Source organism: Chryseobacterium sp. SG20098 (assembly GCF_031844745.1).
In the GTDB taxonomy this organism is placed as follows: Bacteria; Bacteroidota; Bacteroidia; order Flavobacteriales; family Weeksellaceae; genus Chryseobacterium; species Chryseobacterium cucumeris.
Genome location: NZ_CP134622.1, coordinates 58,361 through 81,901, shown reverse-complemented (window position 1 = coordinate 81,901; position 23,541 = coordinate 58,361). Strand labels below are relative to the sequence as shown.

At 36.8% G+C, this 23,541-nt stretch carries 20 protein-coding genes; 10 read left to right on the top strand and 10 right to left on the bottom strand.

Annotated features, from left to right (window positions below; genetic code table 11):
* Positions 1 to 162: 162 nt before the first annotated feature.
* Positions 163 to 1,110: a hypothetical protein gene (locus RHP76_RS00335; protein ID WP_062670738.1), complete on the top strand. Its 948-nt coding sequence runs from the start codon at positions 163 to 165 to the stop codon at positions 1,108 to 1,110.
* Between the two features lie 75 nt (positions 1,111 to 1,185).
* Here the strand turns inward: RHP76_RS00335 and RHP76_RS00330 are convergent, their stop codons facing one another.
* The 3 genes from RHP76_RS00330 to secD all read right to left on the bottom strand — a co-directional run bounded on the left by RHP76_RS00330 (position 1,186) and on the right by secD (position 6,424).
* The gene (locus RHP76_RS00330) at positions 1,186 to 1,989 is read right to left on the bottom strand and encodes an arylamine N-acetyltransferase family protein (RefSeq protein WP_311229211.1); all 804 of its coding nucleotides are present in this window, start codon (positions 1,987 to 1,989) and stop codon (positions 1,186 to 1,188) included.
* Positions 1,990 to 2,078: 89 nt separating this feature from the next.
* Entirely contained in the window at positions 2,079 to 3,338 is a 1,260-nt protein-coding gene (locus RHP76_RS00325; protein ID WP_120230597.1) for a TCR/Tet family MFS transporter, read from the bottom strand.
* Between the two features lie 176 nt (positions 3,339 to 3,514).
* Positions 3,515 to 6,424 carry a protein translocase subunit SecD gene (gene secD, locus RHP76_RS00320; RefSeq protein ID WP_311229210.1) on the bottom strand — a complete coding sequence of 970 codons (2,910 nt, stop codon included), beginning with the start codon at positions 6,422 to 6,424 and terminating at the stop codon, positions 3,515 to 3,517.
* 216 nt (positions 6,425 to 6,640) lie between these two features.
* Between secD and RHP76_RS00315 the strand changes: the two genes are divergently transcribed.
* From RHP76_RS00315 to RHP76_RS00305, 3 genes are read left to right on the top strand one after another with little or no spacing between them, the layout of a single operon-like run.
* Positions 6,641 to 7,006, top strand: coding sequence for a PQQ-dependent sugar dehydrogenase (locus RHP76_RS00315; protein WP_311229209.1), 366 nt, complete (start codon positions 6,641 to 6,643; stop codon positions 7,004 to 7,006).
* A 26-nt stretch (positions 7,007 to 7,032) separates the two neighbouring features.
* The gene (locus tag RHP76_RS00310) at positions 7,033 to 7,533 is read left to right on the top strand and encodes a PQQ-dependent sugar dehydrogenase (RefSeq protein WP_311229208.1); all 501 of its coding nucleotides are present in this window, start codon (positions 7,033 to 7,035) and stop codon (positions 7,531 to 7,533) included.
* On the top strand, positions 7,512 to 7,997 hold the full coding sequence (locus RHP76_RS00305; RefSeq protein WP_311229207.1) for a T9SS type A sorting domain-containing protein: 486 nt from the start codon (positions 7,512 to 7,514) through the stop codon (positions 7,995 to 7,997). The genes RHP76_RS00310 and RHP76_RS00305 overlap by 22 nt, the downstream gene beginning before the upstream one ends.
* Before the next feature lie 203 nt (positions 7,998 to 8,200).
* On the opposite strand, the gene hemN is transcribed toward RHP76_RS00305, so the two are convergent.
* The 3 genes from hemN to RHP76_RS00290 all read right to left on the bottom strand — a co-directional run bounded on the left by hemN (position 8,201) and on the right by RHP76_RS00290 (position 12,318).
* On the bottom strand, positions 8,201 to 9,559 hold the full coding sequence (gene hemN / locus RHP76_RS00300; protein WP_062670747.1) for an oxygen-independent coproporphyrinogen III oxidase: 1,359 nt from the start codon (positions 9,557 to 9,559) through the stop codon (positions 8,201 to 8,203).
* A 178-nt stretch (positions 9,560 to 9,737) separates the two neighbouring features.
* Positions 9,738 to 10,751, bottom strand: coding sequence for a WD40/YVTN/BNR-like repeat-containing protein (locus RHP76_RS00295; RefSeq protein ID WP_288442444.1), 1,014 nt, complete (start codon positions 10,749 to 10,751; stop codon positions 9,738 to 9,740).
* Positions 10,752 to 10,800: 49 nt separating this feature from the next.
* Positions 10,801 to 12,318 carry an amino acid permease gene (locus RHP76_RS00290; RefSeq protein WP_062670751.1) on the bottom strand — a complete coding sequence of 506 codons (1,518 nt, stop codon included), beginning with the start codon at positions 12,316 to 12,318 and terminating at the stop codon, positions 10,801 to 10,803.
* Positions 12,319 to 12,482: 164 nt separating this feature from the next.
* Between RHP76_RS00290 and pnuC the strand changes: the two genes are divergently transcribed.
* The 5 genes from pnuC to RHP76_RS00265 all read left to right on the top strand — a co-directional run bounded on the left by pnuC (position 12,483) and on the right by RHP76_RS00265 (position 18,471).
* A complete protein-coding gene (gene pnuC, locus RHP76_RS00285; RefSeq protein ID WP_120230593.1) occupies positions 12,483 to 13,145 on the top strand; it encodes a nicotinamide riboside transporter PnuC in 663 nt (220 codons plus the stop codon).
* A 4-nt stretch (positions 13,146 to 13,149) separates the two neighbouring features.
* Complete coding sequence (locus tag RHP76_RS00280) at positions 13,150 to 13,815, top strand: hypothetical protein (protein ID WP_062670754.1); 666 nt, start codon at positions 13,150 to 13,152, stop codon at positions 13,813 to 13,815.
* Positions 13,816 to 13,904: 89 nt separating this feature from the next.
* Positions 13,905 to 14,672 (top strand): diaminopimelate epimerase, encoded by a 768-nt coding sequence (gene dapF, locus RHP76_RS00275; RefSeq protein WP_288442441.1) that lies wholly within the window; start codon positions 13,905 to 13,907, stop codon positions 14,670 to 14,672.
* Between the two features lie 32 nt (positions 14,673 to 14,704).
* Entirely contained in the window at positions 14,705 to 15,730 is a 1,026-nt protein-coding gene (gene mltG, locus RHP76_RS00270; RefSeq protein WP_202843893.1) for an endolytic transglycosylase MltG, read from the top strand.
* Between the two features lie 131 nt (positions 15,731 to 15,861).
* On the top strand, positions 15,862 to 18,471 hold the full coding sequence (locus RHP76_RS00265) for a TonB-dependent receptor domain-containing protein (protein ID WP_123277967.1): 2,610 nt from the start codon (positions 15,862 to 15,864) through the stop codon (positions 18,469 to 18,471).
* 45 nt (positions 18,472 to 18,516) lie between these two features.
* Here the strand turns inward: RHP76_RS00265 and RHP76_RS00260 are convergent, their stop codons facing one another.
* The 4 genes from RHP76_RS00260 to RHP76_RS00245 form a co-directional block, all read right to left on the bottom strand.
* Positions 18,517 to 18,969: an adenylyltransferase/cytidyltransferase family protein gene (locus RHP76_RS00260; protein WP_062670769.1), complete on the bottom strand. Its 453-nt coding sequence runs from the start codon at positions 18,967 to 18,969 to the stop codon at positions 18,517 to 18,519.
* Between the two features lie 139 nt (positions 18,970 to 19,108).
* A complete protein-coding gene (gene galE / locus RHP76_RS00255) occupies positions 19,109 to 20,131 on the bottom strand; it encodes a UDP-glucose 4-epimerase GalE (RefSeq protein WP_311229206.1) in 1,023 nt (340 codons plus the stop codon).
* Between the two features lie 21 nt (positions 20,132 to 20,152).
* Positions 20,153 to 20,611 carry a hypothetical protein gene (locus RHP76_RS00250; RefSeq protein ID WP_311229205.1) on the bottom strand — a complete coding sequence of 153 codons (459 nt, stop codon included), beginning with the start codon at positions 20,609 to 20,611 and terminating at the stop codon, positions 20,153 to 20,155.
* Positions 20,612 to 20,619: 8 nt separating this feature from the next.
* A complete protein-coding gene (locus RHP76_RS00245) occupies positions 20,620 to 21,744 on the bottom strand; it encodes a DegT/DnrJ/EryC1/StrS family aminotransferase (RefSeq protein WP_062670775.1) in 1,125 nt (374 codons plus the stop codon).
* Between the two features lie 88 nt (positions 21,745 to 21,832).
* On the opposite strand from RHP76_RS00245, the gene RHP76_RS00240 reads away from it, so the two are divergent.
* Complete coding sequence (locus RHP76_RS00240; protein ID WP_120230587.1) at positions 21,833 to 23,434, top strand: S8/S53 family peptidase; 1,602 nt, start codon at positions 21,833 to 21,835, stop codon at positions 23,432 to 23,434.
* Positions 23,435 to 23,541 lie beyond the last annotated feature (107 nt).

Here is a 23,541-nt window from a genome sequence, read left to right as displayed (position 1 = left end):
CTTGAACCCTAAAACTCTTCCACTCTCAAACTTAGCTACCTAACATCTGCAACCTGCAACCTACAAACCCGACATATCAATTAACAAATATTTAATTCAAAATAGTGAGAATTAAGCAGCAATTATGTATATTTATAATGCACAACCAAACAAATATTAATTATGAAAAAACTAGTGACTACTTTTAAAGTTTTCGCCGTGTTATCGGTAATGGCACTCTACAGCTGCCAGAATGAAAACAATGAAATGAACCAACAGGAAGCTGTTCAGGCTAAGACAACCATCGATGAGCTGAAAAAAGAAATTACTCCTTCGTCTTCTCAACTTATTCCTGAAGCAGTACAGCTTCAACTGAATGAATCCACCAAAAATCTTGAAACGTATTTAAAAAATGATTTACAGATTGTGGGAGTGGCTGTATTGGGAAAAATTTCAACCCAACAAGGGGTAGAACTGTCTAAAAAACTGATTACGGATAAAGATCAGTTCATTGCTTCCGGAAATATTTTGGATCCATCCTCTGTAAAAATCGGAAAAATTGGAGATTTATATCATGGTGAGGATTTAACAATCGCCCAACAAGGATTAAAAGAAGCCATCACCGGAGAAGTAAAAGCGGGCACCCAGGTTATGGAAGTAACATGGAACGGTAAAAACGGAAAATTTACCACCTTATGTTTTTATGGAGATTCAGGGATTATCTGGGACAATATCTTCGGAGGACTTGTGATGATGGATACCCGAGGAAATTCAGAAACATCTGACAGAGAAGCTTCAAAAGTAGCTTCTACATGGTATAAACAGTGGTGGACAGCCAATTGGCTTTGGGGTTCTAAACGAGGTGAAGCCGGATATAAGATTACCATTTATTATTCAGGATCCACCGTTTCCAATGCAGATGTAAGTGATTGGGGCTATATAAGCTTAGGGAAAGCAAAAAGCGAAAGTAAAATAACCAAAAAGACAGGAGCTTACGGGCAATGTCGCTATGCACTGGGGCTTTGTACACCAACAGGTTCTTTAAGCTTTAACTCCACTAATTTCTCTGTATCATTCTCCGGATTAGGCAGCAATATTGTAAGTAACGGGACAAAATCCCTTTATCCATAGTTATTTTCATAAAAATCAGATTTTAATCAAAACGGGAAGCTCAGTGAGCTTCCCGTTTATTATATTTTATAAGTCTTACCAGATTCTGACTTTTGACTTCAACGCTTCTATCGCATTTTCTTTAAGCCCAAAAGTATTAATCAATATTTCATAGAGCTGTATATCATTTTCTATCGTTATAGATTCCTTTTCACCATCACGAGTCCGGATATTCAGAACATGGTCTGTATAGGTATAACGAGCATTCTCATCTACTTTTGAAAGAATCAGTCTGTTCTTAAAATGAGAATCCGGATGAGTAGACAAATACCAGTTGGAAATATCAAGGTCAACAGGTTCTACATTTTCAGGAGTAAATCGATACACAGGAAGCCACTGCTCCTTCCACATCCAAAGCGTATAGGTTTCTTCTTTATGGGAAACTTTAAACATTCCGTTGGGTGTTTGCTGCTGCTCTTCTTCATTTAAAAGTACAGGTGCAGTGAGCGTGGCTGTTCCAAATCCACAATCTACTACATATTGATCTCCATCAAAATCGACAATAAGCAAAAGATGCGTCTGTGCAGCAATACTATCCTCCTGCCTTCCCCACACTACCCTTCCAAGCTGGAGCTTTACATTGAATCCTAATGTTTTTAAAACTTCACTTAAAAGCAGATTCTGTTCATAGCAATATCCGCCTCTGGATTCAATAACCAACTTTCTGAAAACATCATCTACATTCAAAGAAGGCACTTTTCCAGTATAAGAGTCTATATTTTCAAATGGAATATATTTAGGATGAAGCTGATGTATTTTCCTCAATGTTTCCATGCTCAATTCAGGAGTTCCGGAGAAATGAATCCGTTCCAAATACTTTTCCAGATCTGATGTATTCATAATTTGGTTTTTTGTTTCAAAATAAATAAAAAAGACTTGTAAAATTATTGAAAGATAACCCGAAAATTAATTATAGTTCATCAATAGAACTATGACTTGTGAAAATCCTTTTCCGAGGTTACATCAACTAAATTTTTATTTTTTTTCTGAAAAGCAGAATAAGTAATTACCACACTGACCGCCATTAAAATAAATGCTAAAAAGAAAGGTGCCCCTGAAAATTTGAACGGTGCTTCATCATGCGTGAAATAGTAAAATAAATTAGTCATCATCGGAGGTCCTATAATGGATGTAGCACTCATTAAACTCGTTAATGCTCCCTGAAGTTCTCCCTGTTCATTGGAAGGAACACTTTTCGTGATGACAGACTGTAAAGCCGGTCCGCAAATTCCTCCTAAACAGTAAGGAACCAGAAACACAAACATCATCCAGCCTTCTGAAGCAAAGGCAAACAATAACATTCCTACTGCATAGAAAGCCAATCCGTAATAAATACTTTTCTGCTCGCCCAGTCTGGGTGTTGTATATCTGATAAGCCCGCCCTGTACAAGACCTACCAGCAAACCTACTACTCCCAATGAGATTCCTACCATTCTTTCTGTCCAGCTGAATTTATACATCGTAAAGAAGCTCCAGTTACTCTGTACCGCATGGCCTGCAATATAGATCAATATCAACGAAACAATCAAACCTGAAATTTCAGGGTGCTTGCCTAAAAACTTAAATGAACCAATAGGGTTGGCACGTTTCCAGTCGAATTCTCTTCTTTTATCTTTATCCAAACTTTCAGGAAGGATGAAATATCCATACAAGAAGTTAAGCAGACACAGACCTGCTGCGGCATAGAAAGGAACTCTGGCTCCATAATGTCCTAGAACTCCACCCAGAACAGGTCCTATGATAAATCCGAGCCCAAAAGCAGCACCTATCAGTCCGAAATTCTTAGCCCTGTCTTCATCCGTGGAAATATCAGCAATATAGGCACTGGCGGTAGTGACACTTGCTCCTGTAATCCCTGCAATGATCCTTCCTAAAAACAGCCACCAGATCGTTGGAGCCAGCGCAAGGAAAATATAATCGATTGCAAATCCGAAAAGAGAAATCAGAATGATGGGTCTTCTTCCGTATTTGTCACTAAGATTTCCGACTAACGGAGAGAATATAAATTGCGTAAATGCATAGGCAAATCCAAGCCAGCCACCATATTTTGCAGCTTCACTAATATCTGCATGAATAAGTTCCTCAATTAATTTAGGAACAACAGGGATGATGATTCCCCATCCCGTAATATCGATCAGTAAAGTAATAAATATGAAGCCTATAGCTGCTTTTTTCTTTGAATTTTCCATGATGGTGCAAAATTAATCAAATCTGAAAAATAATGATTCTAAATTATCAATAGTTAATATGTATACTAAAAAAAGTAAAGCAATACGAGCACGAACAGCTGACCACTATTTGGACTTTGATTAAAAAAAAGGCCGTTTCTTTCGAAACGGCCCTTACTAATTTATTGTAGTTTGTATTACTTAGAAGCGAGTTCTTCTTTAGCAGAAGTAGATTTTCCATGTACCTCTTCTTCTTTCCCAGTCTTAAGGAAGTCATAAGCAATTGCAGACGCCACAAAGATGGATGAATAAGTACCAAATCCAATACCGATTAGCATCGCAAACATGAATCCTCTTAAGTTATCACCTCCGAAGATGAAGATCGCAAGGATCACCAAAATCGTAGTGAATGAAGTGTTGAATGTTCTACCCAACGTACTTGAAATAGAGTCATCAAACAGACCAGCTAGTGTTAATGATTTTTTCTCTCTCAGGTATTCTCTGATTCTGTCGAAGATAATTACCGTATCGTTAATTGAATATCCTAACACAGTAAGAATCGCAGCAATGAAGTCCTGATTGATCTCCATATTGAACGGCATATATTTGTGAAGCAATGAATATGCTCCTAAAATAATTACCGCATCGTGGAATAGAGCAGCAACTGCTCCAAGAGAGAACTGCCATTTTCTAAATCTTACAAGAATATAGATGAAGATCATTGCTAATGCAGCTAATACCGCATAGATACCGTGAGTCTGGATATCATCAGCAACCGAAGGTCCTACTTTCTCAGAAGAAATGATTCCTGCGTGGTCTTTATCAGCAGATTTGAAATCTTTCAATGTTGTTCCTGCCGGTAAGTTTGATTTTAAACCTTCGAATAATTTCTGTTCGATAATCTGGTCAGCCTTTAAAGATTCATCCTCGATAAGGTAATCTGTAGAGATCTTTAATTGTTTATTGTTTCCGAAAGTCTTAGCTTCCACAGAAGAGTTCTTACCGTCTTCAGTTTTGAATAATGCTACTAATTTTTCTTCAACATCTTCAGCTTTTACATCTTTATCAAATCTTACCACATAGTTTCTACCACCGGTAAAATCAATACCATATTTGAAACCGTGTGTTGCGATTGAAATAATACAAATAACTGTAAGAACAGCAGAAACGATGTAAGCATATTTTCTCTTTCCGATGAAATCGATCCAGGTATTTCTGAATAGGTTCTTCGTAGCCGGAGTCCAAACAGAAAGTCCTTTTCCTTTATTTAATCTTGAGAAAATCATTACTCTTGAAAGCAATACAGACGTAAATAATGTCATTAAGATACCGATCATCAACGTCAATGCAAAACCTTTAATAGGCCCTGTTCCGAAGAAGAACAATACAACTGCCGTTAAGAAAGTCGTAGTGTGACCATCGATAATCGCATTTAATGCATGTTTGAAACCATCTTTGTAAGCTTCAAGAATACTTTTCCCAGCGAATAATTCTTCTTTAGTTCTTTCATAAATGATAACGTTCGTATCCACCGCTACTGCCATGGTAAGAACGATACCCGCGATACCTGGAAGCGTAAGGGTAAAGTCACCCGAATCCATAATACCGAAAATATAGAATAAGTTGATCACCATCGCAATTACCGCGTATACACCAGCTCCACCGTAGTAGAAAATGATATAAACAATGATAATAGCAAATGCAATGATAAACGACATTAAACCGGAATCAATAGCCTCTTGTCCTAAAGATGGACCTACAACGGTAGCCTGAACTACTTTTGCACCTGCAGGCAATTTACCAGCACCTAACACATCTACCAGTTCTTTAGCTTCTTCCTGAGAGAAGTTACCAGAGATCTGAGTTCTACCGTTAGGGATAGCATTTACAACGTTAGGAGCTGTGTATACTCTGTTATCAAGAGTTACGGCAACTGGTTTTCCAACGTTTTTCTCAGTTAATGTTTTCCATTCTTTTGCTCCTTTAGAGTCCATCTGCATATCTACCACTACTCTGCTTAGTTCATCGTAGCTGATGTTTGCAGTTTCTACAGCACCGTCTACCGGAGCTTTCTGGTTAATGTTACCTCTGATCGCATACAATACTAAACTTTCAGTATCGGTAGCTTCAGGTTTGTAACCCCACATGAACTGAGTATATTTAATGTTAGCCGGACGTAAAGACTGACCTACTTTGCTGTTTAAAATTTTGTTTACAACTGCAGTATCGGATAATTTTACGTTAGCAACACCGTTTGTTCTTAATTTGTCAAGCTGTAAAAGGCTCATGAAGTTCACATTCTTTGCCACTCCCATAGAATCTCCTTTTGCAGCAACCATAGTTGTCAAAGTCTGGAAATAAGGTGCAATTTCAGGAACCTGCTGTACTTCCCAGAACTGAAGTTTTGCAGAAGTCTGAAGCATTTTCTTCACTTTATCGATGTCCTTCATACCAGGCATTTCCACAGAAATTCTCGCTGTACCAGGTACTCTCTGAACGTTTGGCTGGATAGCTCCAAGTTTGTCAATTCTCGTTCTGATTACCTCGAAAGCTGTTCCTACAGATGCATCGATTTTTCTTTTAACAATGCTTTTCACCTGCTCATCAGGTGTGTTGTACTTCACCTCAGTAAGGGTTGTATTTCCGAAAATTTCCGGATCCGCCAACTTAAGATTTGCCCCTTTAGCTTTGTTAATTACATCGAACTGCTCAAAGAAGTTGTCGATGTAAGGTTTAGTAGAATTCTTCTGTGCTTCATCAGTTTTGTTTAAAGCCTCAATAAGAACAGGATTTGTAGAATAATTGGTTAAATCATTCACAAGATCTCTTTGGTTAATTTCCAAAAGAACGTTGATCCCTCCTTTCAAGTCAAGACCAAGTTTCATTTCCTTGTCTTTGGCTTTAGTGTAATAAAGTTTTGTGAATCCTAAATTCAAAGTATCCTTAGAAAGTCTTGCGATTTCTTTTTGATACTTCTCCGGATTGTCTCCTGCAATAGCAGTTGACTGCTTTTCAATTTTGCTGGCGTACCATGTTGGTAATAGCTCGTTTAAGCAAATCAACCCTAGTACAATAGCGACAATTGTAATAAGTCCTTTTCCTTGCATTTTGTTATAACTACGTTAAATTAAGTCGGCAAATATAATGATTTTCTTGTATTTTATGAATTTTTAACAACAGAAATGGTTTATTTCCAGATATATTGGTATCGTGATTTCTATTTAAGATTTAACAATTTTTTCATACTATCATAATGAAGTCTTCAAAATCGATTGGTATAAAATTTTCATTTACTTTTCCAACACACTAACTCTCAAAATATTATGAAAAAATTACTTTTTAGCATCAGTGTTTTTTCTTCCTTAATTGTTAATTCTCAAAGCATTAATTTGGAAGAATTTGTGACAGGACTTACCAGCCCTGTAGAGATTACGAACGCCAATGACAGCCGCCTTTTTGTGGTTCAACAAGACGGCATCATTAAAATTATTCAACCCAATGGGACTATTAACACAACCAACTTTCTGAATATCGGATCAAAAATTACTTTCGGCGGTGAAAGAGGCCTTCTTGGTCTTGCATTTCATCCTCAATACTCTACCAACGGGTATTTTTTTGTGTATTACAACAACCTTTCAGGCAATATTATTGTTGCCAGATACAGTGGAGTTCTACAGACCCAAACGTAGCAGATCCTGCTTCTGAAAAAATACTGTTGAATATTCCCAAACCATTCGACAATCACAATGGAGGAAGCATTCATTTTGCTCCTGATGGAAAGCTTTGGATCATCACCGGAGACGGAGGAAGTGGTGGTGACCCGAATAATAATGCCCAAAATAAAAATGTTTTATTAGGGAAAATGTTGAGAATCGATGTGGATGCTACCGGCCCTTACAATATTCCGCCAGACAATCCTTTTGCCGGAGCCGGAGTGGATGGTGCAGACGAGGTATGGGCTTATGGTCTTAGAAATGCCTGGAAATTTTCTTTTGATCTGACTACAGGCAATGCTATGATTGCGGATGTTGGACAGGGAGCAATAGAAGAAATCAACAAAATGCCCATTACTACAGCCGGATTAAATTATGGCTGGCGTTGTTATGAAGGAAATAATGCTTACAATACAGCAGGATGCGCTGCACAGTCTACCATGGCCTTCCCTGTTGCTGTATACAACCATTCTGGCGGGAAATGTTCTATCACAGGCGGCTAGGAAGCCAATACCCGTCACTTCAGGGAAAATATTTCTTTGCAGATTATTGTTCTTCTCAGATCGGAATGCTGGATACCAATAATACCATTACTTGGACGACTCCTTATTCCGGAAATAACTTTTCTACTTTTGGAGAAGATTATCAAAAAGGATTGTATGTCGCAGATTTGAGCAATGGAAAAATTTTCAAAATATCTACAGGAACTTTAGGAACTAATGAAAATACTTCAGGAGCAGTAAAGGTTTATCCTAATCCTGCTTCCAAGGAAATTTTCATTGATGGGGTGATAGATAAAAAAGCAACCCTGGAAATCATCAGTGCAGAGGGAAGAAAAGTGATGGAAACGGATCAGATTATTAATGGCAAAGCAATTAATATCTCAGGGATACCTGCCGGAGTGTATTATATTAATCTAAAATCCGGGGAACTGAAATTATATAGTCAGAAATTGATTATTAAATAGTAGTAGCTGGTTTTAAACGCAAACGAAACGCTAAGGCTTTTAAATTCTATAAAAAAGGGTGGCAAAGGCTTTTCACCAAGCAAAAAACATTGGACTACTCTAGACACCTTAATACAATCTTAATGTTTCAAAAAAGTTTAAACAAGTTCAAAACAAACCCACGGGTCTATAAAAAAGCGGTTCAGAATTGAACCGCTTTTATTTTATATAGTCATTGAGAAAATCCTGGTTTCAGGTTTGTTTCTCATCATCCTCAGGTCAAAAACCATGGCTACATTCCTTGTGAATGCTCTTCCGGCTTCTGTAATTTTAACTTCAGTTCCATTGATCTCAACCAAACCGTCATTTTCCATTTCTTTCAGCATTTCCAGCGCATTGTCAAGCTCAGGGAAAGAGTTATTAACATCAAAAGTGGTTTCAAGCTGACACATAAGATTCAGAATATGTCTTCTTACCGTAAGATCCTCATCGCTCAGAACGTGTCCTTTTACAACAGGAATCTCACCTTGTTCAACCATTTTCTGATATTCTTCCACTGTTTTTACATTTTGGGCAAAAGCATACCATGAATCTGAAATAGCAGACATACCAAGCCCAACCATCAGCTGGGTTTTACTAGAGGTATACCCCATGAAATTTCTGTGTAGTTTTTTATGAATCAGAGACTGATAAAGATCATCATGCTCAAGAGAGAAGTGATCCATCCCAACCTCAATATATCCTAGATCCTGAAGCAGCTTTTTACCATCTTCATACAAACGGCGTTTTTCTTCTCCACTTGGAAGGTCATTTTCATCAAATCCTCTTTGTCCGACACCTTTCACCCATGGAACGTGTGCGTAAGAATAGAATGCCAGTCTGTCCGGTTTCAGTTCCATAGTCTTTCTGATGGTATGTTCCATTGCTTCCCAATTCTGGTGTGGTAATCCGAAAACCAGATCATGGCTGATTCCTCTGTACCCTATTTCCTTTGCCCATTCCGTAACGTTTTTCACATTTTCAAAAGGCTGGATTCTGTTGATAGCTTTCTGAACTTTAGGATCGTAATCCTGAACTCCAAAGCTCACTCTTCTGAAACCAAGGTCATATAAGGTCTGAAGATGTTCCTTCGTCGTATTGTTTGGATGCCCTTCAAAAGAAAATTCAGGGTGCTCTGCAATGTCTACCGATGAAAAGATCCCTTCCAGTAATGTTCTTAAATTCTCAGGGGAGAAAAAGGTAGGAGTACCACCTCCCAGGTGTAATTCTTTCAGTTTAGGTCTTTCGTTGAAAAGATCAAGATATAGTTTCCATTCCTTTAAAACACTTTCCAGATAAGGTATTTCAACACTATGCTGTTTGGTAATACGCTTATGGCAAGCACAGAACGTACACAATGCCTCACAGAAAGGCAAATGGATGTAAATAGAAATTCCCTCCTCTGCATTGCTTTCATGAAAAGACCTGATTACCGTTTCTTTCCATTGTTCCGGTGAGAATGTTGATTCATCCCAATATGGAACGGTAGGATAAGAAGTGTAACGCGGTCCGGGAATATTATACTTATCTATTAAAGAGTTCATTTTGAAAATTAAAATTTTATAAGGGTATGAAATTTAACATAATTAAAATTCCACCCTACAAAATTAACCATTAGTTATGAATTTTAACCTATGAATTATATTAGGTTCTATTTTATAATGAGTCTAAATACGTATGATCAGGCTTTTGGCCAATAGTGATAAATTCTATTCTTGCTATTTAAAATTTTAATTTCATCACCGCAATTCTGTTATTTCCTGCAAGAACCACTTTATTAGCATCAATCCACTGGCAGACAAAGAATCCTTTTTCATCAGAAATTTTAGTCCATGTTTTTCCAAAATCTGAGGAATAACTGATGTGCTTATCTCCCACTGCCACTATTTCTTTTCCTTTGGATCCCGGTTTTATTTTCACACAAGTGGTATATCCCGCATTCTGTCCTGAAGCCTGAATCTGCCAGGTTTTTCCTGCATCATTTGACGTTGCAATATTATTGATATTAGCATCCTGTTTGGTATAATCTCCTCCTGCTGCTATTCCGAAACAGTCTTCAAAAAAATCAATGGAATACATTCCCTGGGAAGATTCTCCTTGTATGATTGGGGTATTGAACAGTTCTATTTTATCATCTTTCAGGTTCATTCTTAAGATTCTTGAAGCTTTTCCTCCAGTCGCAATCCATAAGTATTTTTTAGAGGATGAAATATTGGTATTGCTGGCGGCAAAAGCAGCTTCGCCATCATTTAACGTTACATTATTTTTAAACATGTTCCATTTCCCATCCTTATATACCGCTAGTTTCAGCAGGTGATCTTTATCTGCGTCACTGAAGGTATAGGCAAGTTTATCATTCACGAAATGCAAAGCATCATAAAACGCTGTTTTTGCAGTATCTTTAAAAATCACCTGTGATTTCAGATCTTTTTTATCAATTTTGAAAAAACGTGCCGGACTTTCAATATTGATTGCATAGAAAGAAGTTTTATTCTGTCCTAGTGTTCTGAACTGAAGTTTTTCTTCAGATAGCCTGACCTGTTTCTGGTTTTTATAGTCTTTAAGATCTACAAACCCGAATTTGGAATCCGTACCGCTGTACCATACTTTGTTGTCATATAGTTCAAGAGCCCTGATACTGATTTTATCGTTAAGAATGGTTTCAAGGCTTTCCACCTGTTGGGAAAACGCTGTAATTCCTACGGACAGGAATACAATGGAAAAAATATTTTTCATAGTAATAGTATTGTGACAAAAAAAACCGCCGAAGCGGTTTATATTATTATTAATCCTGATTCTGATATTTTTCAGGGTTGTTAAGCTTACTGTTTGATTTTCCGTAAAGGAAGTATACCAAACCTCCTAAGAACAACCATACTGCAGAAAGTTCCAATGCATGAGCACTTAGGTTAAAGATCAAATATAGGTTGATAATTACTCCTAATGCCACTACGATTTTATAAGCAGGAACTTTGAAAGGTCTGATCAGGTTAGGTTCTTTCTTTCTCATCACCCAAACTGCGATACAAACCAGTGTAAATGCAAACAGGGTTCCGAAACTTGTCATATCTGCCAATGTAGAAATTGGTGTAAATGCAGCGATTAAAGCTACTACAATTCCTAACAGGATAATTCCTTTGTAAGGTGTTTTTGTTTTTGGATGAAGCTGTCCGAAGAATTTAGGAATCAACCCGTCTTTTGCCATACCGATGAAGATTCTGGACTGCCCCATCATCATTACCATTACAACAGAAATCAACCCTACGGTAGCAGCAATCGTTACGATATTACTCGCCCAGTGCTTTCCTGCAATTTCAAAAGCATACGCAACAGGCGCTTTGATGGCATCCGGATATCTTCCTTCAGGATTAAAGTCTGTATAATGCATCATCCCTGTCAATACAAGAGATACACAGATATACAATGCTGTACAGATCAATAGTGAAGCGATGATAGCGAAAGGTACATCTTTTTTAGGGTTAATAGCTTCTCCAGCCTGTGTAGAAACAGCATCAAAACCGATATAAGCAAAGAAAATAGCTGCTGCTCCGGAAATAATACCTTTAATCCCGTAGGCAGAAACCAGATCTCCTTCAGAGTTCTTGATCTTTATCGGATCAGGAATAAAAGGCTTCCAGTTTTTAACACCATCTACCGCATTGTAAAGATCCGTATTAGAGAAAATAATGTATACACCAGCGATAATCACAAAGATAACGGCTGAAGTTTTCATTAAAACGATCAGGTTATTCGCTCCTGCTGCCTCTTTAGTTCCTTTTACCAATAATGCAGTAATTAAAAGAACCAGAATAAATGCTGGCAGGTTCATAGAAAAACCATCTCCGGTATAACTTGCCGGGTCTGATGTCAGATAGGCAGGCAAATGAATATTAAAAATCTTCAAAAATTTATTAAAATAACCGGACCAACTCACGGAGACGGCCATACTCGCCATCGCGTACTCGAGGATGAGACACCATCCCATGGCCCATGCAAAAATTTCTCCTACTGTTCCATATGCATAAGCATAAGCTGAACCCTCTACAGGAATAATGGATGCAAACTCTGCATAGCATAATGCAGCAAAAACGCAGGCGATCCCTGCAATGATAAAGGAAATGGCAAGTGCTGGTCCTGCGTGATAATAGGCTCCTGTTCCTGTAAGAACAAAGATTCCACCACCGATGATAGCACCTACTCCAATTGCTGTTAAACTCCATTTTCCAAGGACTTTTTTCAGCTCACTTTTCTTCATATCTGCCTCATAGGCACTTAGTGGCTTTTTAACCCAAATTTTCGACATGTTTTTTTATTTATTAAGGATTTACGAAAATATAAAAAATTTAGGAACTCCCACGTTTATCGTTAAACTTTCCTCATTTATTTTACATTAAAGGTTTAAAAACCTGAACAACACATTATATAATCCATTTTAAAAAGTCCATATTTTTGCTTATTTTTGATTGCATGAATTTATATGATCTTTTTGTAAAGCCTTATGAAAGCTATGATTCTTTACAAATTATGTTGGAAGCATCAGGTGCAATTTTCGGAATACTGAGCGTATTTTTTTCCATAAAGAAAAATATATGGGTGTATCCTACCGGCATTATTTCAACGCTGATCTATGTATATCTTCTTTTCAATGCCGGGCTTCTGGGAGACTGTATGATTAACGTCTATTATACTGTCATGAGTATTTATGGATGGGTTCTATGGGCAAGAAATTCTGAAGATCATGTTCACGTAGAAGTTACATGGGCTACCCGAAAAGAATGGATACATGCAAGTATTCTTTTTGTGCTGAGTTTGGCATTTGTTACTTTTATTTATTATTGCAAACCTTATATTGATCATTTAGAAAGTGGTTATTTGGGATTGTATCATCTCGACTGGGCCAATTGGATGGATATTTTTACCACTTCCATATTTTTAGTAGGAATGTGGTTGATGGCCAAACAGCGCATTGAGAGCTGGATTTTCTGGATTCTCGGAGATCTTATTTGTATTCCTATGATGATTTTTAAGGGACTTGGAATCACTTCGGTTCAATATTTGGTATTTACTATAATGGCGATCTTAGGATACGTCAATTGGAAAAAAAGTTTTAAAGAAAAAAAAGTACAATAAAGTCATGAAAAATTTATTTAAAATAGCAGTCAGTATTTTTGCTATTACCAGTTTAACCTCTTGTCTAGCATATACCGACGGATATGGAAGCAATAGTGGTTACGGATATGGTGATCCCTACTACAACAACGGGTATTATTATGCTCCTTCAGGATACTACGGAAGCGGAGGATATTGGGGCAATGATGGCTATTATTACAGAAACAACGTTAATTATTACTATGATAATGGCATTCCTTATTATTATGACAATTATAATAACTCCAGAAGAAAAGTCTATGTAGAAAGAAGATCATCTTCTTCTTCAAGACCTCAAAACGGATTCCAGAATACGCGTACAACGAACAGTAACGGTTCATATAATAATAACGGAGGATTCAATAATAATAGAAACTCTAACAGCAACAGCGGATTCAGAAACCAGAATAGTGGTTATCAAAACAATCAGGGAAATCAGAACAACAGTGGTTTCAGAAACTCCAACAGTAACAGTGGATTCAGAAATCAAAACAGCAGTAATCAGAACAACCAGGGAAACCAGAATAACAGCGGTTTCAGAAATTCCGGAGGCAGCAGATCAGAGTCTTCCGGCGGTGGATTCAGGAATAGCTCGGGCAGCCAAAGCACCAGTTCAAGCAGACAGCAGAGCGGCGGTGGCGGCTTTAGATAAAACGATTATAAATAAGGAAACGAACAGCTAACACTGTTCGTTTTTCATTTAAAATATAGTAATTTTGCTTCTTCATTTAACAAAAAAATATGGAATTTTATAAATATCAGGGAACAGGGAATGATTTTGTAATGGTAGACAACCGTGATCTCCAATTTACTAAAGATAAAGATAGCATTGAAAAATTATGTGACAGACGTTTCGGAATAGGTGCTGACGGTCTTATTCTATTGGAAAACGATCCTCATTATGACTTCAAAATGGTGTACTACAATTCTGATGGCGGAGAAAGTACGATGTGCGGAAACGGAGGAAGATGCCTTGTCGCTTTTGCTTTTTTCCTTGACATCTTCGAAGACAAATGCAAATTCATTGCGACAGATGGTGAACATGAAGCTGAAATCCATAACGGAATCATTAAATTAAAAATGATCAATGTGGATACTATCTCCCGCGACGGAAATGATTTTGTTCTGAATACCGGATCTCCTCATTATGTAAAATATGTTGACAATCTGAAAGATTATCACGTTTATGACGAAGGATATGGCATCAGAAATTCAGAAAAATATAAAGAAAAAGGAATCAATGTGAACTTTGTAGAAAAAATTTCCGATAATGAAATTTTTGTAAGAACCTATGAACGAGGCGTTGAGGACGAAACTTACAGTTGCGGAACAGGAGTTACAGCTTCTGCTTTAACTTTTCTGCAAAAACATAATCTAACCTCTGTAAAAGTTAAAACTTTAGGTGGAAACCTTAAAGTACATGCTGAAAAAAGCGGTGATGCATTCCAGAATATTTGGCTGGAGGGTCCTGCAAAGCAAGTTTTTAGAGGTAAGACAGATCTTCTTTAAAAACAAAAAACTTTTAATCAACATTGATAAGAATGAAAAAAGCAATTCTCATTGTCATTCTGCTGGTTTTTGTAGTGGCAGGATTTTTTGGTTTGAGATTTTATAATAAATATTTAGGAAATAACGTAGAAAAGGATGGTTACGTTCTGATTCCTCATAGAGCAGGATTTAAACAGATCCTCGATTCTATTGCTCCTTATATTAAAGACAGGGAATCTTTTGAAGCTGTAGCTAAGGAAAAAGGCCTTGATACGAATTTTAAAGCAGGGCGATATCATATTCAGAGCGGAACAGGTAACAAAAACCTTGTCAATATGATCAAAGCAGGTAACCAGACTGCAAACTCTTACAGAATCGGTGATTTTGGAGATATGTATCAGATGATTGGTAAGGTGACCAAAAAAACGGAAATTGATTCATTACATTTTGTGAATGATCTGGATGCCGTGGCACAGGAGAAAGGCTATAAAAATGTTGAAGATTTAAAAAAATATTTTTTCATCGATACGTATAATTTTTTCTGGACAGTAAGTCCGAGAGAATTTTTTGCGAAGTTCGAAAATCAGTATAATGATTTCTGGACGAGTGAAAGAAAAAACAAGGAGCAGCAGTCCGGTCTTACAAGAGATCAGATTTATGCTTTAGCTTCTATTGTTTATAAGGAATCCGGAGGAAAAAAGGACGAAATGAAAACGATTGCAGGATTATATTTAAACCGTTACAGAAAAGGAATGAAACTTCAGTCTGATCCTACGGTAATTTATGCAATTAATAAGCAGACTAATTTTAAAGAACCTATAAAAAGGGTATTATATAAGCATTTGTCTACACCATCACCTTATAATACTTATGCCAATGCAGGTATTCCTCCGGGACCTATCTGTGTAGTGGATAAGAATTCAATAGATGCTGTTTTAAATGCCGAAAACAACAACTATATATTTATGTGTGCTGATCCGGCAAGATTCGGATACCATAAGTTTACTGCAAGTGCTGAAGAACATGCAGTGAATGCAAAGGCTTATCAGGACTGGCTCAACTCAAAAAATATAAAATAAGTTTAGAAGCACCAGAAAATTTAAACAGTTAGAAAAAAATATACAACCATAATGTTTTGATGTTCACATTATTATAGACACTCAAAATATTAAGGGTTATTCTTTCACGATCTTATACAAAAAAATAACCTATGAAGAATAAGACAGAAATTGTCACTATTTTCACCAGAAAAACTTTAGGACTTACCTTAGTACTTTCAGCGGCAGCACTAGCTTTTGCACAAGAAAAGGCTGGAGTTTCAGGAATCATTGTCAACAAAAAAAATCAACCGGTTCCTTACGCTTCCGTAACTTTCAGCAATAAAGCCAACAAGACTTTAAGTGATGCTGTACTAACTGATGAAAAAGGACAGTATCAGCTGCAACTTATGCCCGGAGACTATGACATTACAGTAGAAGCTATTGATTACAAAAAAAGTGTAGTCAGCAAAAACATTGCAAAAGCAGGTAATATCGGTGCTCTATCTATTGAAGCAGAGGCAACCTCTACTGTAGATGGTAAAACGAAAGAAATACAGGGTGTTGTTATTACCGCATCAGCAACCAAAGCATATAAAGTAGAACTTGATAAGAAAACTTATGATCCTTCACAGGATATTGTAAGTAAAGGAGGAAATCTTCAGGATGTTTTGACCAACGTTCCCTCGGTTTCCGTAGATACAGACGGAACAGTATCGATGAGAGGAAGCACCAATGTTAAGTTTCTGATCAATGGAAAGCCTTCTGCCCTTCTTGGAATAGATGACGGAGCTAATGCATTACAGAGTATCCCTGCTGACCAGATTGAAAGAATTGAAGTAATTACCAACCCTTCTTCTAAATTTGAAGCAAGTGGAACCTCCGGTATTCTGAACATTATCCTTAAAAAGAGCAAAAAAGTAGGATTTAATGGAAGTGTAGTAGGATCTCTGGGATATTTTCCAAGAACCTCTCTTAATACCAATCTGAGCTGGAGAAAGAATAACTGGACCTGGTTTTTGAATGGTGGTGGTGGCTACACAGAAAACAAAACCAAGAATAATTCGGAAACAACCTATCATAATCTTACATTTCCTAATGTAGTTGCTAATCAGCAGCCTAATGATGTTCTTGCTCATCAATTGCAAAACTCTACCAACAAAACTTATAATAAAAATTATAATGTAAGTGCAGGTTTTGTTCATGATTTATCTGATAAAACGTCAATTAATTTTACAGGGTTAGTGAGAACATTTGAAGGAGACGGAAATGAACTTCTTGATACGTATGACAGTTTTTATAGGTTCTTCAGAGATTCTCCGGATCCAAGCACTACAGCTGGAAAATGGAATTTGTTAAATCCTTCCGGAAGAAGAGATTCTAAAAGTGTATTCAATAATCTTGCTTTTCAAGGAGATTTAGGATTAGATCATAAGTTTGATGATAAGGGACAAAATTTATCCGTATCATTGAGCTTGCAAAGAAACAGAAGTAATAATAATTCTGATATTCTTGAAACGTATGACCTTCGTCCGGATGTGCAAGATGTAACCAGAAGACATTCTGTAAGTAAAACGATTATCGGTAAGGCAGACTATGAGCTTCCAATAGGAGAACAATCTAAGCTTGAGGCAGGATACAGATTGGATGTCAATGACAACACCTATGATAATTTTGTAAGCAGTACTTCCAATAACCCTTATATTCCAAGTTATAACAATAACACAGATTATAAAGAAGTTTTTAATGCTTTTTATTTACAGTTTAAAAGTAAAATCGGAGAAAAATTTGCTTATCAGCTAGGTTTAAGAGATGAGCTTTCCAATGTAAGCATCAATTATATCAATCAAAATCCTAATGATAAACGAATAGACAAAACGAAGAACTACAATAATTTATTCCCGAGTGTATTTTTAAGCTATGATTTATCTAAAAACAATCAGATTTTGCTTAATTATTCCCGCAGAATAGACAGACCAAGATCATTCTTTATGGTTCCCTTCCCGAATTACAGCAACAGCCAGAATATTTTTGAGGGAAACATAGACCTGAACCCATCGTATGTAGATTCATTTGAAGTAGGATATAATATTACCAGAAAAAAGTTTACGATTAATCCTACCTTATATTACAGACATTCCACTGATGATACTAAAATGCTAGTCTACAGACCTGATGAAAGTCTGGGAGTATTCTATACAAAACCTATCAATTTAGGAAATGACGACCGTTATGGTTTGGATCTGAACTTCACCTATGACCCTTTTGCATGGTTAAAAATAATGGGTAGCCTTGATATGTTTGGATATAAAACCAGCGGAATTGCTTATTATGATGCGATTGATAAAAATAAGCAGAAACAAACCCGCAACATGGATTTTACAGGTGACGGCTTCTCTACCAGAGCACGTTTAAATACAACATTTAAACTTGACAAAACTTTAAGTGTACAACTTCAGGGATTCTATAGAGGGGCACAGAAATCTGCCAACCAAAATACACAGGATATGTATGCTCTGAATCTTGGTGCTTCCAAAACAATCTGGAAAGGAGACGGAACCATTTCCTTCAATATTCAGGATATATTCAATACAAGAAGCAGAGAAGTATTCAGTTTCAATGAAGATTATACAAGAAGAAACTATATGCAATGGCAACCAAGACAGTTTTCTATTTCTTTAACTTACAGATTCAAGCAAGGAGAGAAAATTGATCAGCCTAAAAAGAAAAAGGATATCAATTCCAATGCAGCCGGAGATGATCAGCAAGGCGGCCCAATGTAATACAGCAAAAATCCCGAAAGTTTCTTTCGGGATTTTTTATTTCTGTTATTTTACAGGTTCTGCTTTTGCGTATTTTTCTTTTTCAGCTTCATAAATTCTCCTTCTCAGATCGCTGGTGGAAAACCTATGGTCTCTTTTATTGAAAAATAGCTCAATTCCTTTTTCTTCACAGTATTTCTTACCTGTAAAGTCTTTGTCCATGTAATCATCCCCGATGATTCTTACGTCAATCACAAATGATTTAAGAATATCCAAAAGGTCTTCTTCTGTGTAATAAGGAATTATCTCATCCACAGCATTCACCGCTTTCAGTTGGATATATCTTTCAACAATAGTCTGACTTGGCTTATTTTTGTTTGGACGATCGTGGGACGGATCGATTTGAAGTCCGACGATTAAATAGTCACATACAGTTTTAGCTTCTTCAAGCATTTTAATGTGACCTGCATGCAATAAGTCAAATGACGAAAATGTAATACCTATTCTCTGTGTCTTCATATTAATGTTAAATTAAAGCTTCGCTGAAATAAATGTTTTTTAAAAAGATAAAACACCAAATTTCAAGGAAGATGTTTTTGTAATTTGTTTTATGATCGTTTAAATTGCTCTTTCTATATAAGCATTTCTCAATGCTAAGTTATGAATTTCTGGTGTTCAGATATTTTTGCCATTCCCAAACTGTTCTTAAAGCTTCTTCAAGCGAGGTTTCAGACTTCCAGTGAAGTTCTTTCTCAGCTTTATCCGGGTTGGCATATGCAATAGTGATATCCCCTTCCCTTCTGGCACAAATCTGATAAGGCACTTCTACATGATTGGCTTTTTCAAAAGCTTTTACCACTTCCAGTACAGATGAACCCTTTCCTGTTCCCAGGTTGTAGATATCTATCACAGCATCCGACGAAGGATCCTCTATCAGTTTCTTTAATGCTGCAACATGTGCTTTTGCAAGGTCAACAACATAGATATAGTCACGAACGGCCGTTCCATCCTCTGTAGGGTAATCATCACCCCAGATATTCAGTTTCTCACGAACTCCGGAAGCCGTCTGCATCACATAAGGCACTAAATTATTAGGAATCCCTATCGGCAATTCTCCCAGTTTTCCTGAAGGATGTGCTCCGATTGGATTAAAATATCTTAATAGTGATATTTTACTTTGATAGGCTTTTGCAAAATCAATCAGGATCTGTTCTCCCATTTGTTTTGTTTTTCCATAGACACTTTCAGGGGTTTTCAACGGGGTATTTTCATCTATCGGCATTACATCTGCCTGTCCGTATACCGTACATGATGAGCTGAAAATAAAGTTGGAGATCTTTCTTGCTTTAAATTCCTGAAGAATATTAATCAAAGAAAACAGATTATTCTCATAATAATCAACAGGAATGATCTGGCTCTCTCCTACCGCTTTAGAGGCAGCAAAATTGATACAGCCATCAATCTGATGAGCATCAAAAACCTGAGTAAGAAGTTCTTTTCTTCTTAAATCAAAAGGATAAAAAACAGGCTTTTTACCTGTAATTTCCTCAATATTTTTTAAAATAAACTTTTCCGTATTGGATAAATCATCTACAATAACCACTTCAAAGCCGTTATTAAGAAGTTCTACAACAGTGTGAGAACCAATATATCCAAGTCCGCCGGTAACGAGTATTGCCATTTTTTTATCTTTTGCGCTTTCTTAGTCTTCGTTTTTTCCTATATTTTCTATTTCATTGATTCCTGTCTCTTCTTTCTCACTCTTTTTATTAAGATAAAAGATATAAAAAACAATAAAACCTATAACTCCTGTATTAAAAGTAATTACAAAGTTATAATATGAGTTATTAACATAAGTTTTAACCAGGGTATATTCGGCATAACAAACCAGAATAAAGATCATTACTGCAAAAAAATTGAGGATAGTCTTTGCCCGTTTTATTTTAAAATAAATGATCCCTCCTGAAATTAAATTTATGATAATATAAAAAGAGTATTTTGCGATATTTTCATAAATACTCTCTTTATAATATGTGGAATAAGATGAGGAATTATAAGACTTCAATGTATTTATAATATAGATTGAATACAGCCCCACAATAAAACGGTGAAATCCTAAAAAGAATTTATATTTTCTCCCTTTTAAAAAAAATTCCTTCATACTTATTTTTATCCCATAAACTCAAGTACTGCATCCGTAATATACTTCAGCTGCTCTTCGTCTAATTCTGTATGCATTGGCAACGAAATTACCTGATCCAAAAGCTTATCTGTATTCACAAAGTCTGCTGCATTACTTTCCTGGAAGTATGCTTTTTGCTTTCTTAATGCTACCGGATAATAGATCATTGCAGGAATTTCTTTTTCCGCTAAAAACTTCTGAAGCTCATTACGTTTTCCATTCAGGATTCTTAACGTATACTGGTGGAATACGTGAGTAGAGTTTTCCGCTCTTTTTGGAGTCAGGATATTCGGGTTTCCTTCGAAAGCTTCATCATAAAAATCAGCTGCTTTTCTTCTGGCTTCGTTGTAAGAATCCAGGTGAGGAAGTTTCTTTCTTAAAACCGCAGCCTGAATACTGTCCAAACGTGAGTTTACTCCTACCTCATCATGGTAATATCTTTCGTACATTCCATGGTTTACAATTCCTCTTAAACGGTGGGCTAATTCATCATTATTGGTAAAGATAGCACCTCCGTCTCCGTAACATCCCAGGTTTTTTGAAGGGAAGAAAGAAGTGGTTCCCACAGTAGACATTGTTCCTGCCTGTTTTACACTTCCGTCAGAAAATGTATATTCTGAACCGATTGCCTGAGCATTGTCTTCAATAACAAATAAATTGTGCTCTTCAGCAATTTTTAAAATTTCCTCCATATTAGCGCACTGTCCGAAAATATGCACCGGAATTATCGCTTTTGTTTTGGGCGTAATTGCTTTTTTAATCTGTTCAGTAGAGATTGTGAATGTATCATAATCTACATCTACCAGTACAGACTTTAATTTAAGCAGGTGAATAACTTCTACTGTAGCAGCAAAAGTAAAATCAGCTGTTATAATTTCGTCTCCTTCTTTCAGATCCAACGCCATCAGGGCAATCTGTAATGCATCTGTACCATTGGCACACGGAATAACATGTTTTACGTCTAAATAAGACTCCAATTCATTCTGGAAAGACTTTACTTCAGGACCGTTAATAAATGCCGCAGAATCCATTACATTCAAAACTGCATTGTCTACATCATTCTTTATTTTGTAATACTGACTTTGCAAGTCAACCATCTGAATTTTTTTCATATACTAAATATTTCTGTAAAAATAAGGAATTTAAAATCCTATCAAAAATTTTATTGATTTTGTTTTTATCTTTATACAAATAAATTTTATGAAAAAACTTTTACTCTTTTGTTTCCTAACTGGTTACCTTGCCGTTTCCGCACAAACGGAGCTCGTCTTTGTTTACTTCACGGATAAGCCTAATAAAGCTGCTTTTTACGCCAATCCGCTGTCGGAACTCAGCCAGAAATCACTCAACAGGCGTACCGCGCTGGGAATTCCCCTCAATGATCAGGATGCTCCTATTGAACAGTCTTATCTTCAGAATCTTCAAAATTTGGGATTTGTTGTTACGGATTATTCAAAATGGCTTAATGGTGCAGCAGTTAATGCTACTGCTGCACAAAAAACATTACTTCAGGCTCAAACTTATGTTTCCTCTGTTGAAAGTTTTGCCAGAAACAGTTCTGCTACTGTGAAACCAGCACCAGGAAAATGGAAAGACGATGCCAGCATCAATAAAATACTTACCAATTTTAATTACGGTTCCGGAGCCGGACAAATAGATCAGGTGAATATCCGGCCGCTTCATCTGGCAGGCTATACGGGAACAGGAATTTCCATAGCGGTGATTGATGCCGGATTTCCAACGGTGAATACAGGTGCTGCTTTTTCAAGATTGTGGACCAATAATCATATCAAAGCCTCTTATGATTTTGTAACCAAAACCGGAGACATCTACAATGCATCTCTCAGTACTCATGGCTCCGTCGTGTTAGGTGCTATTGGCGGATATCTTCAAGACGTTTTTGTAGGAGCTGCACCTGATGCTGACTTTTATCTTTACCGCAGTGAAAATGCTACCGTAGAGATTCCCGAAGAAGAACTCTACTGGATTGAAGCTGCTGAGGAAGCAGATCGAAAAGGAGTAGAAATTATTACTTCTTCACTAGGATACAATGTTTTTGACGAAAGCCGTTACAATTATACATATGCCAATATGGACGGGAATACTTCATTTATTGCCCGTGGAGCAGGTATTGCCGCTGACAAGGGTATTTTTGTTCTTGCTGCTGCAGGAAACTCCGGACAACAGCCCTGGCATTACCTTATGACACCCTCTGACAATGCAAAAGTATTTTCTATCGGATCTGTAGATTCAGCCGGAAATGCATCCGGATTTTCTTCTTTCGGACCTAATGCTCTCGGGGTGGTAAAACCGGATGGAAGTACCCAAGGGAGCGGTACAACAACCGTGTATGATAATGCGACCTTAGTTGTAAACGGAACTTCTATTGCTACTCCTATTGCCGCAGGCGGTGTTGCATGTCTTATTCAGGCATTCCCAACAATGAACAGAGAGCAGATGAGAACAAAACTGAGACAAACGGCTTCACTTTATCCTGCCCATACCGATCAGATGGGATATGGTATTCTTAATTTCGGAAGTTTATATAATCTCGTTCTGAATACCTCTGAGACTGTAAAAAAAGACAGGTTCTCCATATTCCCGAATCCTGCAAAAAATATCCTGAATATTGCATCAGAGCAAGAAGTTCAATCGTTAGAAATATATGATAACCTTGGAAGACTCATCAGGAAAAGCAACAACCAGAAATCTATAAAAGTGGAAGATTTTTCCAAAGGAACCTATTATCTGAAAATTCAGACGAAGGACAAGGTTTTCTACGAAAAATTCTTAAAGGAATAATTTTGTTTCTCGCAGATTACTCAGATTGAGCAGATTTAATACAACATAAACATCTGTACAATCTATGGTAGATATATTACTATTTTTTGTCGTATTACAACATAAAA